The organism is Methylobacterium sp. 1030, assembly GCF_040544715.1.
GTDB lineage: Bacteria > Pseudomonadota > Alphaproteobacteria > Rhizobiales > Beijerinckiaceae > Methylobacterium.
This window is the reverse complement of sequence record NZ_JBEPKM010000034.1, coordinates 1-14,033: the sequence shown is the minus strand read 5'-3', so window position 1 is coordinate 14,033 and position 14,033 is coordinate 1. Positions and strand designations below refer to the sequence as shown.

At 64.5% G+C, this 14,033-nt stretch carries 8 protein-coding genes and 6 pseudogenes; 6 read left to right on the top strand and 8 right to left on the bottom strand.

Annotated elements, in window-relative coordinates; translation table 11 throughout:
• Positions 1–98: 98 nt before the first annotated feature.
• The 3 genes and pseudogenes from ABIC30_RS29995 to ABIC30_RS29985 form a co-directional block, all read left to right on the top strand.
• Positions 99–419 (top strand): annotated as a pseudogene (locus tag ABIC30_RS29995) (IS5 family transposase); the annotation flags it as partial.
• Between the two features lie 150 nt (positions 420–569).
• Positions 570–2,068 (top strand): ISNCY family transposase gene (locus ABIC30_RS29990; RefSeq protein ID WP_354456660.1). Its coding sequence is split into 2 segments (ribosomal slippage): positions 570–1,467 and positions 1,467–2,068, totalling 1,500 coding nucleotides; the frame shifts between segments, so codons are not numbered across the junction.
• Positions 2,067–2,507, top strand: a pseudogene (locus ABIC30_RS29985) (IS5 family transposase); the annotation flags it as partial. The gene ABIC30_RS29990 and the pseudogene ABIC30_RS29985, both read left to right, overlap by 2 nt.
• Here ABIC30_RS29985 and ABIC30_RS29980 read toward each other — a convergent pair.
• On the bottom strand, positions 2,504–3,022 hold the full coding sequence (locus tag ABIC30_RS29980; protein WP_354456639.1) for a recombinase family protein: 519 nt from the start codon (positions 3,020–3,022) through the stop codon (positions 2,504–2,506). The pseudogene ABIC30_RS29985 and the gene ABIC30_RS29980 overlap by 4 nt on opposite strands.
• Positions 3,023–3,380: 358 nt before the next feature.
• Positions 3,381–3,623, bottom strand: coding sequence for a hypothetical protein (locus tag ABIC30_RS29975; protein WP_354456638.1), 243 nt, complete (start codon positions 3,621–3,623; stop codon positions 3,381–3,383).
• Positions 3,624–4,409: 786 nt separating this feature from the next.
• On the opposite strand from ABIC30_RS29975, the gene ABIC30_RS29970 reads away from it, so the two are divergent.
• A complete protein-coding gene (locus tag ABIC30_RS29970) occupies positions 4,410–4,892 on the top strand; it encodes a cysteine peptidase family C39 domain-containing protein (RefSeq protein ID WP_354456659.1) in 483 nt (160 codons plus the stop codon).
• Positions 4,893–4,969: 77 nt separating this feature from the next.
• On the opposite strand, the pseudogene ABIC30_RS31895 reads toward ABIC30_RS29970, so the two are convergent.
• Positions 4,970–5,077, bottom strand: a pseudogene (locus ABIC30_RS31895) (Mu transposase domain-containing protein); the annotation flags it as partial.
• A gap of 780 nt (positions 5,078–5,857) precedes the next feature.
• Between ABIC30_RS31895 and ABIC30_RS29960 the strand changes: the two are divergent.
• Positions 5,858–7,387 carry a type II and III secretion system protein family protein gene (locus tag ABIC30_RS29960; RefSeq protein ID WP_502915883.1) on the top strand — a complete coding sequence of 510 codons (1,530 nt, stop codon included), beginning with the start codon at positions 5,858–5,860 and terminating at the stop codon, positions 7,385–7,387.
• 500 nt (positions 7,388–7,887) lie between these two features.
• On the opposite strand, the pseudogene ABIC30_RS29955 reads toward ABIC30_RS29960, so the two are convergent.
• The 4 genes and pseudogenes from ABIC30_RS29955 to ABIC30_RS29940 form a co-directional block, all read right to left on the bottom strand.
• A pseudogene (locus ABIC30_RS29955) lies at positions 7,888–8,831 on the bottom strand (IS630 family transposase).
• A gap of 369 nt (positions 8,832–9,200) precedes the next feature.
• A pseudogene (locus ABIC30_RS29950) lies at positions 9,201–9,332 on the bottom strand (IS3 family transposase); the annotation flags it as partial.
• A 12-nt stretch (positions 9,333–9,344) separates the two neighbouring features.
• A pseudogene (locus tag ABIC30_RS29945) lies at positions 9,345–9,500 on the bottom strand (carbohydrate porin); the annotation flags it as partial.
• A complete protein-coding gene (locus ABIC30_RS29940; protein WP_354456637.1) occupies positions 9,497–11,311 on the bottom strand; it encodes a putative bifunctional diguanylate cyclase/phosphodiesterase in 1,815 nt (604 codons plus the stop codon). The gene ABIC30_RS29940 and the pseudogene ABIC30_RS29945, both read right to left, overlap by 4 nt.
• A 412-nt stretch (positions 11,312–11,723) precedes the next feature.
• Here ABIC30_RS29940 and ctrA point away from each other — a divergent pair, with 412 nt between their 5' ends.
• A complete protein-coding gene (gene ctrA, locus ABIC30_RS29935; RefSeq protein ID WP_354456636.1) occupies positions 11,724–12,425 on the top strand; it encodes a response regulator transcription factor CtrA in 702 nt (233 codons plus the stop codon).
• Between the two features lie 1,203 nt (positions 12,426–13,628).
• Here ctrA and ABIC30_RS29930 read toward each other — a convergent pair.
• Positions 13,629–14,033: transposase (locus ABIC30_RS29930; protein ID WP_354456635.1), on the bottom strand; the 405-nt coding region annotated here is incomplete at its 5' end.

Here is a 14,033-nt window from a genome sequence, read left to right as displayed (position 1 = left end):
TGAATCCTTCGTCTGCGTCACTGCATTAGGTCGTGAACCCATAACGGCTGGCACGGTTGAACCGCGGCGTCGTTAGCCCTCTGAGCAGGAGGGCCTTGATGGCGCGGTTTGATCTGACGGATGCGGAGTGGGCGGTGATCGAGCCGTTGTTGCCGACGGACGTGCGCGGCAAGGAGCGCGTGGATGATCGGCGGGTGCTGAATGGGATCTTCTGGCGGCTGCGCACGGGCGCGCCCTGGGCCGACATCCCGGCGCGCTACGGCCCACATACGACCTGCGGCAACCGTTTTCGGCGCTGGCGCAAGCGTGGCATCTGGGATCGGCTTTTGGATGCGGTGTCAAAGGCTTACGATGGAGACCTGCAGATGATCGACGCGACCAGCGTGCGGGTTCACCAGCATGCCGCCTGCACCCAAAAAAACTAGGACGGCAAAGCTGACTGTCTGGTAGGTATGGGCTGAGGGGGCGCTGGAGGCAGGCGCGCCATGTCCCGCACCCAGGTTCGCGTTCCTGATCGTGAGCGGACGCTGAGGCCGATCCGCCGGCTCTGCCCGGCCTGCGGCACCGGCATGCGCATCCGCTACGAGAACCGCCGCACGCTGGTCACGCTGACCGGCACGCAACGGCTGCGGCTGAAGATTCGCCGCTGCGAGGCCGAGGGCTGTGCCCGCTTCCACCGGCCCTACCGCCCGGAGGCCGAGGGTGCGCTCGCCCTGCCGCAGCACGAGTTTGGCCTGGACGTCGTGGCGCTGGTCGGCACCCTACGCCATCGTGAGCACCGCTCCGTCCCGGAGATCCACGCGATCCTGCGCGGGCGCGGCGTTCCCATCGCCGAACGCAGCGTGACCAACCTGCTTGACCGCTACGACGAGGTGCTGGCCGCCCAACTGGCCGATCCCACTGACCTGCGTCGGCAACTGGCCGAGCAGGACCGGATCATCCTGGCGCTCGACGGCCTGCAGCCGGATGTTGGGCACGAGGTGCTGTGGGTGCTGCGCGATTGCCTCTCGGGCACGGTGTTGCTGGCGCGCAGCCTGCTGTCGAGCACGGCCGAGGATCTGGCCGTCCTGCTGCAGGAGGTGATTGAAGCGGTCGGCCTGCCGGTGGCGGGCGTGATCAGCGACGGCCAGCATTCGATCCGCAAGGCGGTGGCGATGGTCCTGCCGGTCGTGCCGCATCAGCTCTGCCATTTCCACTTCCTGCGCGAGGCCGCGCTGCCGATCTTCGAGGCCGACCGGCATGCCAAGAAGGAACTGAAGAAGGGCGTGCGCGGCGTGCGCCCGATCGAGCGGGCGGTGGAGGGACGCACCGACCCGGAAGCGCAGGTGGTGCGCGGCTACGCGGCGGCCGTGCGTAGCGCGATCACCGACGACGGCCGCGCGCCCCTCGACGCTGCGGGACTACGGCTGAAGGGGCGGTTGCAGAAGGTGGCCGGCAGCCTGGATCGGGTCACCGCCAAAGGGGGGCCTCGCGTCCGCTCGTGCGGCTCAGGCACCTGATCGCGCGGGCGCTGGCCGGCACCGTCGCGCTCTGGCCCGAGGTGGAGCAGGGCTTCGTCTTCGTGCATGCCGCCGCGCGCCTGCTGGCCAATCCCGCCGGTGAGACCGGCGTCAAGCTGCGGCGGCGCTTCGACGGCCTGCTGGCCGCGATGCAGCGTCACCGCCACCGCGCGGGCGATCTCGGCCCGGCCCTCGACCACTTCCGCAAGGTGGCGCGCAGCTACCGGCCCGGCCTGTTCCACGCCGCCGACCGGCCGGCCCTGCCCCGCACCAACAACGCCCTCGAACAGCTGTTCGGCTCGCAACGCTACCACGAGCGGCGCGCCACAGGGCGCAAGACGGCCTCACCCGGCGCGGTGCTGCGGGGTGCCGTGCGGCTTGTAGCCGGCATCGCCACGCGGGCCGAGACCCGGTCCAGACGCGACCTTGGCCGGGTCGATCACGCCCGATGGCAGACCTTGCGCGACGCTCTCGACCGCAGACGTCAAGCTCGCACCGCACGCACCCGCTTCCGACGCGATCCCGACGCCTATCTCAACACCCTCGAACAGCTGGCTTTGCCGTCCTAGAAAAAAAGATGGCCGATCCGGTGGCATGGGTCGCTCGCGCGGCGGCCTGACGAGCAAGATCCACGCGCTGGTGGATGCCGAGGGCCGTCCGGTGGCGCTCAAGATCACCGCGGGTCAAGCGCACGATGGGCGCGCGGCGGCCGACATGCTGGGTGGTCTGGGCATGGGCCAGATCCTGCTGAGCGACCGAGCGTACGACAGCGACGCGTTACGCGCCCAGATGGCTGAGCAGGGCGCGTGGGCGAACGTCAGACCGATGCCCAACCGCAAGAAGGTGTTGGCCTTCAGCCCGTTCCTGTACAAGTACCGCAATTTGGTCGAGCGCTTCTTCAGCAAGATCAAGCACTTCCGCGCCGTCGCCACGCGCTACGACAAGGATCCCGACAACTTCCTCGCCAGCGTCAAGCTCGCAGCCGTGCGGGTCTGGCTGCGAGCTTAATGAGTCCGCGACCTAGCGGCCTGGGCGACTGGGATGCCGCCCTCCACCAACTTGAGCGCCGAGGCTAGCTTGTCGATATCATTCGCCGACTGACCGTGCCTCTTGTCGCGCGCACAAGCACTACCGTTGCGGTCGCGCGAGTGCTCGTTGATCAGTAAGCACTCATAATGTGCGATGGTGCCGAAAAAGTGGAAAGCGAGTTCTCTAGCGGCTGAAGCTATGTCGAGTCCCTCTTCCAGCGACCGAAATGCCAGCCCCCGCGCCTTGAAAGGATCTATGGTCTCGAGCACCTCCCTGAGCGAGCGCCCGAGGCGATCCAGGCGCACGACGCAGATCGTGTCGCCAGTCCTGCAGAAGCCGAGCATCTCACTCAGGCCGGGCCGATCGGCGCGCTTGTCGACGCCGATATCGTCGAACACGCGGATTGCCCCGGCGTCTTCCGTCAGCCGACGCCGCTGCGCGTTCAGGTCCTGATCGCTGGTAGAGACGCGGGCATAGCCCAGCACGTTCGGCATGGTGCCTCTCATCCACAATCCGCCGGTTTGTGGACGAACGGGCGAGCACCTGCAAACCTAGGCGTCAATGCTGCGTGGGGCCACGTCCCATAAGCCGACGTTACGCGAACGATTGTTCGAGGATGGTCAGTCGGCCTCGGTGATCCGGCGCAGTCGCTCCGTGCCGGCGACCCGGTCCCGGCCTGCTTCGGGGCGTAGGCGACCTGGTCCTTCGTCAAACCCGCTCTTCTTCACGGCTCAGCATCTCACCAGCACCGCCTCGAGCCGGCAACCTCACGCTCAGGCCGAACCAGGGCGACGAGGCACGTTACCGGAGCTGACTGGAACAGAAACCGGCTCATGCGACGAGCCGCGACCTTCAGGGCTTGCCTTCTTGGCCCTCGTCCGACGTCTCTGAGAGCATGCCGGCCCGGCGGCGGACGATCTCCGCAGCCAGGGAGTACAGCAGCATCCGTGAGGCCGTCTGCATCTCCGAAGAGCCGTGCAGGATGATGGCCTCGTGGTTCTCGATACAGGTTTGCGTCACCGCATCGAACTCGTCGCACGCGTCCATCGCTCCCCGCATAGCTCGCATCGCGTTTTGTATGGTAACGTACATCACTATGCCGATCCACCACCAATCGGAGCACAGCATTACGCACCCCGCCATGCCTCTTCCATTTAAAAAAACACAAATCAAGTTTCTGCCGGCTTTATCCACGATCCATATTTGGAGATATCCATGCGCACGATCTCAAAGCAACCGAATGACAGCGATCCTCAATCTCAAGATCGGCTCGAAGCTATCGCGGCGGCTCTCGATATAGCCACAAACGAGTTCACCGAGGGATCCAGCCGTAGGTCAGAGCACGATGATACATGCGCGCTGCTCCAGATCTGGCATAATCTTGGCTGCTCAGCGGACCGGTGCAAGCTCATCACGTTCGCACGCACACTTGCTTCGCAGAAGCCGGAAGGTTGGTGAAGGCGGCTGAGCGAAGGGGTGTTCGACCTGTCGGCACGGAACATCGACCGCCCGGGTGATGGCGGTCGTCGCCTCTGCCGTCGCGGGACCCGAACCCGCTCCAGGCGGTCGCGCAGACCGTCGGTTTCGAACGCCGACTCCTGAACGGCTCCAACGAGCACCTCCGGGCGTAAGGTGTTCGTGCCATCGCGAGACAACCGCCACCGCGCCGAGGCAATCTCGCCCGCGCAGTCCGGCGTTGGATTTCCCGCACCGCCAGATCAATCCGATGTATCGCACGGAGATACGAATATTCCTAAGCAGACCGACCTATGTTTCTGCCAGAAATCAGCGCATCTTCTTATTAAGAGAGTTGGTCAATTGTCTTATACTTCAATAAGTGCCGGTCATACAAAATACGATATTAAGTTCTATTCCTTGGAAATGATGCTTGACACACTCAAAGTGCAGCCGCAGCTCTCCCCAAACAACGTGAACGCTAATTCCTTGGATGAGGCGCAGATCCTCATGCAGACGATCAGTAAAATACGTCAGCCGGCTCAGGATCGTCCCGATCCCGCGATCTTCGATCCGGGCATGACCGATACCGGAGCCGCCGCTCTGGCGATCCTCGCCGCCCTGCACCAGCGCGCCGTCGACGTCGCCCGCATCCTCCACGACAACGGGCGCCCCGGTCAGCCCCTTACCTCCAACGAGCTCGTCCTCGCCGCACGCCGCAACCACTTCCGCGCCAAGCTCGTCCGATCCAGCGCCGGCGCGCTCGCCTGCCGCTGCCGGCAATCGGCCTCGACCGTGCCGGGCTGTTCTTCCTCGTCGGCCGCCACGAGCCCCAGCGCCCCGGACAGCCGCCCACCGTTTGGGACGCCGACGCCCTCGCCCGGGAGTGGACCGGTCGGATCATCCTGATCTCACCGCGCGAGCCCGGCCTGGCCGGCGAGGGCCGCCGCTTCGGCCTCGCGTGGTTCCTGCCCGCGATCGCGCGCTTCCGGCACGCTGTAGAAGTTGCCGCCTACGCTCACGAGGCCATCGTGGGTGATGCGCCGCTCCAGACGCAGCACGGCCCGGAACGGCACGACCGGCAGCGGCTGCAGGCGCCACTTCCGGCTGCCATCTGACCTCAAAGTGCCCAGGTAGTGCTAGAGGGCCATTGATTTTGCAAGCATTGCTCCCAAGATTATTTTATAGCTTATTATGCCAGCCTTTCCGAAAGGGAACGCAAAACGAAGATAAATAGAGTTCTGATCTATATGTCGATAAAGGTAGTAATGCTCCTTGCTGCCGTGTAAATGATTATTATATGGGTTTTATTTGTATAAGAATTAGATCGGATATTCATCGTAGACCGCCGATCATATCATATCAGACTTTTTCTAAATTCCTGCAGCGCTAATTGGTCAACTTCTATCAGAAATCCAGTTGCTTTCCGGGATATTACCAGAAAAATCAAATGCCCAGGTACCACGTTGTAACATGGCAACGGCCCATCTGCGGCTTCTGGTGAGCCTAATTTGCCGGTTGACACGGGAAATATTCACATTGTGCTTTTTGTGGGCAAGGTTCCCACAGAGGGTCGCCCGACCTCTTTACGATCATGTGGCGATAACCCTGCCGCCGGAGAGCGCGCCGAACTCAAGAGGTCAGGCAAGATCCGTCCAGCCGGATGCTGCCACATAATCGGTCCCGAAGCTTCGGGGAAAGCTATGATGTTTTGAATGCTCCGCTAGTCAATTCCGCCGCAGCCTTGGCTGCGGTGAATGCTACACAAATTGGCGCTTTCTGGCATTTAAGCGCGGCGGCAAAACCGAATCGCCGCGCTTGAACACGACGGCATCTATCAGGCGAATGCTATGGCGGCAGACACAGTGAATTCGATGCCCTTCCCGCTCTCATGTTCTCGCTTAGCTTGGTGGCCGATACCCGTCATCGCTCTGTTGGCTACCTTTCCTGATGCGGTCTCGGCGCAAGAGCGTCCCGCGCTCAGGCCCGCCCCGGTGCTGACTATCAGTGCCGCAGAGGCCGGCTCGATCCGTTGGGTCGAGCTGACCGCGGGCCGGTCCGTCATCGTCGACCTGCCGCGGGACGCCAAGGAGGTGTTCGTGGCCAACCCCGCGGTGGCCAACGCCGTGGTCCGCTCGACCCGCAAGGTCTTCGTGATCGGCATGGCGGACGGCGCGACTTCGATCTTCATCATGGATGCCGAGGGCCGCCAGATCGCCGCCCTCGACGTGACGGTGGCGCGGGACCTGAACCTCGGGACGCTGCGCGAGCTGCTCAGCCAGAGCATCCCGGGCGGACGCTTCGACGTGCGCTCCTCGGGCGCCTCGGTGCTCCTGTCGGGAGCGGTCAACTCCTCGGCGGACGCGCAGCAGGCGATCGACATCGCCAACGCCTTCGTGGGCCTGGGCGGCGCCGGGGCCGCGGGAGCGGCGGGCGCGGCCAGCGGCGGCGTCGCCGCCGGCTCGCGGGGCGCGGTGATCAACAACCTCACGATCCGCAACAAGGACCAGGTGATGCTCCGCGTCACCGTGGTGGAGGTGTCCCGCAACGTCCTGAAGCAGTTCGGGATCAACATGGCCGGCAACTGGTCGGCGCTGAACCCGGTCGGATCCTCAAGTTCGCCCGCGTTGATCAACTCCGTGCCGTTCCCCATCAACGGTGACCTGGCCAGCGGCAACCAGCTGCAGGCCTCCGTGAAGTCAGGCGGCTTCTCGCTCCAGGCGACCCTGAAGGCGTTCGAGCAGGCCGGCGTCTCGCGAATCCTGGCGGAGCCAACGCTGACCGCCATCTCGGGTGAGGCCGCCAAGTTCCTGGCCGGCGGCGAGTACCCCGTACCCTCCTCGGCTTCCTGCACATCCTCGACTTGCACGCCGGGCATCACCTTCAAGCCCTACGGCGTTGCCATGTCGTTCACCCCCACGGTGCTGGCCGACAACCGGATCTCGATCCGCGTCGCCACGGACGTGACCGAGATCGATACGCAGCAGAGCTTCAATTACACGGCCGGAGACTCGACGGTCTCGGTGCCGGGCACCCGGGTGCGCCGCTCCGAGACCACCGTCGAGCTGCCCTCCGGCGGCGTGATGATGACCGCCGGCCTGATCCAGCAGGTCAACAAGCAGGCGATCGCCGGCCTGCCCGGCCTGATCAACCTCCCGATCCTCGGCGCGCTGTTCCGCTCCCGCGACTACCAGCGCCAGGAGACCGAGCTGATGATCATGTGCACGCCCTACATCGCCCGGCCGATGGAGGCGAAGCAGGTCAGCCGGCCCGACGACAACTTCGTCGACGCCAGCGACGGCCAAGCCGTGCTGCTCGGCCAGATCAACCGCATCTACGGCAAGGTCGGCACTGCCGCGCTCGGACGCACCTTTCGTAACCGCATCGGCTTCATCATAGAGTGAACGTCGACCGAGCATCTCGACGTGATGCTCAGAAAGTACGACCGATGAGTTGTCTCCAGCTGACGCTCAAGCGCACGCAACCGCGCAGGCAAATTAATTCTTTGACATTGAGAAACATTTTTCAAATGATTTGATAATTCGAACATAAAAATCCGCTCATTTTATGGCGTCGGAACCGAATTGGTCTTTTTGGGCGCATACGGAGCGCTGGTTTCATAGCTGAATACGGTCCGGTTTCCTCCCCATCATCGGTAAATTCGGTCCAAGTGCTCGGTGCAGATCGTCGTCACCAGACCGCTCAGGCCGTCGATGCGCTCGACCAGCCACCTCAACTCCTCCTCGGTGATCTCGTAATGCGGTGAGTAGCGAGCCCCGACGTAGGCGCGATTGAGCCGGGCGAAGCGGCGCTGGGTGAACTTCGTGTCCCGCGGCCAAGCCGCGATCAGCCGGGCATCCAGACCCTCGGCCTGTGAGCGCAGACGATCTAGAGCGGTTTCGGTTTAATCGGGGTCGTATCCTGCCGCGACGAAGAAGTTTGCGGCCTCGTCGGGCGTGACGGCATCGACGAGCCGCCCGATTGTGGTCCAGAGCCCTTCGCGCGTGCGCGCGGCGGCCTTGCGCAGCCCCGCCTTCAACTTCGAGAACGCCATCTCGATCGGATTGAAGTCCGGCGAGTAGGGTGGGAGGAACAGGAGCCGCGCGCCCGCCGCCTCGATCGCCGCGCGCACGACCGGGCCTTTGTGGCTGCCGAGATTGTCCATGATCACGATGTCCCCGGGTGCGAGTTCGGGCACCAGGACCTGATCGACGTAGACTTGGAAGGCGTCGCGGTTGATCGGCCCGTCGAGCACGAACGGCGCGGCGATCCCGGACAGGCGCAGGCCCGCCACCAGGGTCGTGGTCTTCCAATGACCGTGCGGGACGGGGGAGCGCAGCCGCTAGCCGCGGGGACAGCGCCCGCGGGTGCGGGCCATGTTGGTGGTGGTCCACGTCTCGTCGAGGAACACCAGCCGGTCCAGGTCGAGATCGGGCTGGCTCGCGAACCACGCTTCCCGGGCGGCCTTCACGTCCGGCCGATCCTGCTCTGCGGCGTGGGCCGTCTTTTTTTGTACGTCAGGTCGCGCGCGTCGAGGAAGGCCCACAGCGTGCCGAGCCCGACGGTGAGGCCATGCTCGTCCTGCAACCGGGCGCGCATCTCCTCCAGGGTGATGTCGACCGTCTCGTCGATCAGCGTACGCAGGAACGTCTCGTACGGGTCAAGCTTGGAGCGGCGGGCACGCCCCTGCGGCCGGGCGGCCACCGTCCCAGTCGCGGCGAGCTCCGCCATCCAGCGGATCGCGGTTGCTTGGCCGACCCCGAAGCGGGCGGCCGCCTGACGGCGCGAGGTCGCCGCAGCCGCGGTCACCACCCGCTCGCGCAGGTCCAAGCTGTAGGGGCGGCCCATGCATCACTCCGGCTGTCGACCGGCCGAGTGAATCAACCTCCCAGCGCCGCGTGAACCCTACCAAGCCGACTCAGCCCAAACCGAAAACGCTCTAGCCAGTGCAGCTTCGGGCTGTAGAGCGTCAGCGCCAACAGGACACAGTGATACAAGCGCTCTGAACTGATGCGGTGGATGCCCCCACCGACCGGCATCTCGTGTGCCTGACGGTTGTATCGGAACCTATCATAGGGGTCATCGATGACGACGATCAGCATGTTCGCAGTCGATCTGTCGAAGGGCAGCTTTCAGGTCTGCGCCGTAGGTCCGGACGGGACGGTTCTCTATAGCCGCGCGCTGTCGCGCTCTCGATTTGTCGCATTCCTTGCCGATCAACAGGTCGTAGGCGCGCATCAGGCGCAGCACCCGCCGCTTGGAGGTGCGCACGCCCTTCATGCGCAGCCGTGCCCAGACCTTGCGATGGCCTTCGCCGTGGAAGGGGCTGTCGGTCAGGATGGCGCGGATCCCGCCACCCGGATGGGCGACGTACTGCACGGTCGGCTGCATGGCGATGCCGGGAGCGAGCACGGCCTGATAAGTCGATTCGAGCAAAATCTCGGCGCTCCGGCTGGGCGCGGGCGTCTTGTTCTGGAGCGCGGCGATCGCATCCTCGCCGGTGATCGCACGGCTCACCAGACGTGCTTCGGAAGACCGGTTCTCGACAGCGTCGCGTGCGGCTGCGGCTGGCTCAGGAAGTAGCCCTGGACCTGCCCGACGCCCTCGGCCCGGGCGAATTCCAGTTGCTGCGCCGTCTCGACGCCCTCCACCACCGTGGTGATACCGAGGCTGACGCCCAGGCCCGCCACGGCCCGGATGATGGCGCGCGCGTCGGCGCTCGTCTCGGTCTCGCTCATGAATGAGCGATCGATCTTGATCTTGTCGATCGGGAACCGACGCAGATAGCTCAGGGACGAGTAGCCGGTGCCGAAATCGTCCATGGCGATGCGGATGCCGGCGCCGTGGAGCGTGGCGAGGTTCTCCTGTGTCGCTTCGCTCTCCTCCAGCAGCGAGGTCTCGGTGATCTCGATCTCCAGCCGCGCGGCGGCCAGACCGGTCTCCGCCAACACCGCGAGCACCTCCGCGCCGAAACCCTTCTGACGCATCTGGACGCTGGAGACGTTGACGGCGACATCGACGGTCTCGGACCACGCCAGGGCGTCCCGGCAGGCGCGCTCGAGGATCCAGCGGCCGAGGGGCAGGATGAGACCGGTCTCCTCCGCCAGGGGGATGAACGACAGCGGCGGGATCAGGCCGCGCGTGGGATGGCGCCAGCGCACCAGCGCCTCGACGCAGGCGACATGCCCGTCGCGGGCATCGACGAGGGTCTGGTAGTGCAGCTCGAACTGCTCCGCCGTCAGCGCGGCCTGGAGGTCGGCCTCGATCTGCCGGCGCGCCTCGAAGGCCTCCGACATGCTGGTTTCAAAGACGCTGAAGACGCCGCGCCCCTCGGTCTTCGCGTGGCGCAAGGCGAGATCCGCGTGGTGCAGAAGCGGGTCCATGTCCAGGTCCTGCACCGCTTGAATCGCGAGGCCGATGCTGGCCCCGATATGGACGCGGCCGCACGCGAGATCGAACGGCTCCGACAGGACGTTGACGAGGCGTTGGGCGGTCGACGTCGCGGCGGCCTCGTCGCTCACGCGCCGCACGAGCGCAAACTCGTCGCCGCCGAGGCGGGCCACGACATCACCCCACCGCGTGTTTTTCCGAAGCCGCGCAGCGACCTGTTGCAAGAGCTCGTCGCCGGCGGCATGTCCGTAAGTGTCGTTGACGAATTTGAAGCGGTCGAGGTCGATGTAGTACATCGTCAGCAGTGGTCGCTCGTCGTCCCGCGCCGCGATGAGGCCGCGGTAGCCCTGCCGCATCGCCCGGGTGTTGGCGAGGTCGGTCAGGGCATCGTGATGGGCCAGGTAGGCGATGCGCTCCGCGCTCCGGCGCTGCTCGGTGATGTCCTCGAACGTCGAGACCCAGCCGCCGCCGTCCATGATGCGATAGTTGATCGCCAGCGTGCGTCCGTTGGTGAGTTCGCGCGTGATCGGCACGGGCTCGATCGATTGCAGCGCGTCCCGTGTGCTACGCTCGATTTCCTCGAGGGTGAGTCCCGGCGAATAGAGGCCCCGCGCGACCAAAGAGGCACAGATCTCGTGCTGGGTCATGCCTGTGAGGATCATGTCCTGCGGAATGCCGAAGATATCCCGGTAGCGCTGATTCGATACGACGAGGCGGGACTGCCCATCGAACATGCACAAACCCTGGATCATGTTCTGCAAAGCGGCTTCGAACAGACGACTCTGTTCAATCGCGACTATGCTGGAATTATCGCCGAGCTCTGCCTGTGCGCCTACGGCCTCGTTCTGACCAGAGATCAACGTGCTTGCACGCTGCAGGATCACCTCATTGTCTGGACCATCAAAAGCTGCGACAAGCCTCAGATCGGGGTGGGGCACAGCGGCTTCCTCAGCTACGAGCTACCTGACCTACAGCAGAATTGTGTTTCATCTTAATTAACGGATGACATCAAAACATTCTCTTGACTATTGATCTTGATTTGCATGCAGCTACGGATGGGTGCGTTGTGGCAGTCGTGTTTCTGCCTGCTTACGGTCATGTCTTGTCGCCGCCCAGCGTTGGCCCCGTAATCTGCCCTTATGCGAGGAGGGGCGGTCAAGTTAACGGGTCGCTCGGGCGATCGTTTGTGCGGTACCCGGCCTCGACAGGTTGATGCGCCTGAATGCCGTCGCCCGTCAGGCCTGTTCCATGAGCTCAAGGCCTACCTTGTGGACACAATCAAGCAATGCACGCATTAAGACATTGTTATCGTTGATCATGCATGAAGCGCTTCAGCACGAAGGCAGCCTCATGCGCGTTCTCCTGATCGAAGACGACGTCAGCGTCGCGCAGAGCATTGAGCTGATGCTCAAGTCCGAGAACTTCAACACCTACACCACCGACCTCGGGGAAGAAGGTGTCGATCTCGGTAAGCTGTACGATTACGACATCATCCTCCTCGATCTGAACCTGCCTGACATGTCGGGCTACGAGGTGCTCCGCTCGCTGCGCGTGGCGAAGGTGAAGACCCCGATCCTGATCCTCTCCGGCATGGCCGGCATCGAGGACAAGGTGAAGGGCCTCGGCTTCGGCGCCGACGACTACCTCACCAAGCCGTTCCACAAGGACGAGCTGGTGGCGCGCATCCACGCCATCGTGCGCCGCTCGAAAGGCCACGCCCAGTCGGTCATCACCACCGGCGACCTGATCGTGAACCTCGATCAGAAGACCGTCGAGGTCGGCGGCGCCCGGGTGCACCTCACCGGCAAGGAGTACCAGATGCTGGAACTCCTCTCGCTCCGGAAGGGCACGACGCTCACCAAGGAGATGTTCCTGAACCATCTCTACGGCGGCATGGACGAGCCGGAGCTGAAGATCATCGACGTCTTCATCTGCAAGCTGCGCAAGAAGCTCGCCAACGCCAGCCAGGGCAAGAACTACGTCGAGACCATCTGGGGCCGCGGCTACGTGCTGCACGACGGAACCGGCCAGATGCGGGCTATGGCAAGCTGATCGACCGGTCCTATCGAGCACGCCGGCACCATGTCGGTCCCGCCACGGTAGGCCACGGTCGCGTCCGGTAAGAAGCGGTAGATAACGGCAACGGTACGGTAGGTGAGACGGCAGCAGAAGGGATATCACACCTCGAGCCGTCCCATACTGCGCCCCTTAAGGCTGGCAGCATCGTCCCGACAAGGCGAAGCCCGCGGATCCGGTAAGCCCAACCCCGGTTCGCCTCAGGTCCGACGACGACCGCCGCGTAAGTCCGCGTTCAAGCCCGAACCACAACCCGCCGACCCCAAGCACATAAGCCGCTTCAACTCACCGGCGGAACGCGAACGGGGATATCGCTGGACCAGAGGGTGAGGGCCGGCGCGCGGATCGAGGTCGACGTGCGTCATGAGCCCGGCTGCCTTGGCAGCGGGTCTGGCCTCTATGCCAAGGACGTGCCGCGCGCGTTCAGCCCAGCGTGAGAGCGGGCCGTGAGCCGGCGCGTGCGGTAACCAGTTTCACCGCGGCGCCGACCCTCACGCGACTGCCCGGCCGAGGGGTGACGGGCGAACTGAGGGGAACTGGCCCGCGGTCGCCTGTCATCGCGCGCTTGCCCGCCATGGTGCCGTGCCGTATCGCGAACGCCTCGAGCACCTGGCGGGAAGAGGCGGCGGTGTAGCAGGCCGAACTCGGCTTATCGCCGATCAGCCCACTCGTTGGAGGCGGGTTTGCAACTGCTCGGCCAGGGCGTGCCAGGCGTCGCGCTCGATCTGCAGGGCTTCGATGCGGGTGTGCAGGTGTCCGGCGTCGGTGGCGGTTTCCATCAGAGGTCCTGGGCGTCGCGGAGCTGCACGCGCAGCTCGGTCTTCTCCGCAGCCAGGGCGAGGAGCAGGGCCGGCAGGTCATCGCTCCTGGGGTGGCGCATCAGGCCGCTCCGGAATTGGGAGCGGCGCGTCTAGCCGGGCCACAGAGCCGTGTCGACGCACGTCCGCGTGTCGGCGGATTCGCGCGGTCGCAGATGATCGGCCCGCTGTTTGCCGGTGAGCCGAGGGTGCTGTGGTGGAGAGCCTTCGTCAGACCGTCCGAGTTCAGACCCTCAGTGCATGGCTCTAGATGTTTGATCCCAGGGTTTGATGGTGCACTCTTCACGGTGGAGTGGAGGGATGCGCTATGGGCCAGGTTCTTCACGGCAGCGCCCGCACGACGGAGCGGCTGTGTTGAAGGTCAAGTGGTCAGTGGCTGCCAGGGTGTGCGGTCGCGGACGATCGCGTTGAGCGTCACCAGGAGCTTTCGCATCACCGCCACGAGGGCAACCTTCCTTGGTCGGCCACGCTGGGTGAGCCGCTCATAGAAGGGCCGGAAGGAAGAGCCTCGTCGGATCGCGGTCAAGGCAGCCATGTACAGCACACCTCGTACAGAGGTTCGTCCGCCTGCGATAGACCTGCGGCCCCGCATCAGGCCCGAGTCGCGGTTGATCGGGGCGATGCCGACGAGAGCCGCGAGCTGGTGGCGGCCGATGGTGCCGAGTTCAGGCAGCTGAGCCAGAAGCGTGCGCGCGGTGACGTCGCCTACTTCGGGGACTGACTTGAGCAACGCCTCGGTTTCGCACCAGACCGGAGAGGCCTTGAT

What these genes read in the sequence shown, in the direction of transcription:
- ABIC30_RS29980 (WP_354456639.1), bottom strand. Translation starts at nt 3,022, where the DNA reads ATGCCGAACGTGCTGGGCTATGCCCGCGTCTCTACCAGCGATCAGGAC.
- ABIC30_RS29970 (WP_354456659.1), top strand. Translation starts at nt 4,410, where the DNA reads ATGATGCTTGACACACTCAAAGTGCAGCCGCAGCTCTCCCCAAACAAC.
- ABIC30_RS29960 (WP_502915883.1), top strand. Translation starts at nt 5,858, where the DNA reads ATGCCCTTCCCGCTCTCATGTTCTCGCTTAGCTTGGTGGCCGATACCC.
- ctrA (WP_354456636.1), top strand. Translation starts at nt 11,724, where the DNA reads ATGCGCGTTCTCCTGATCGAAGACGACGTCAGCGTCGCGCAGAGCATT.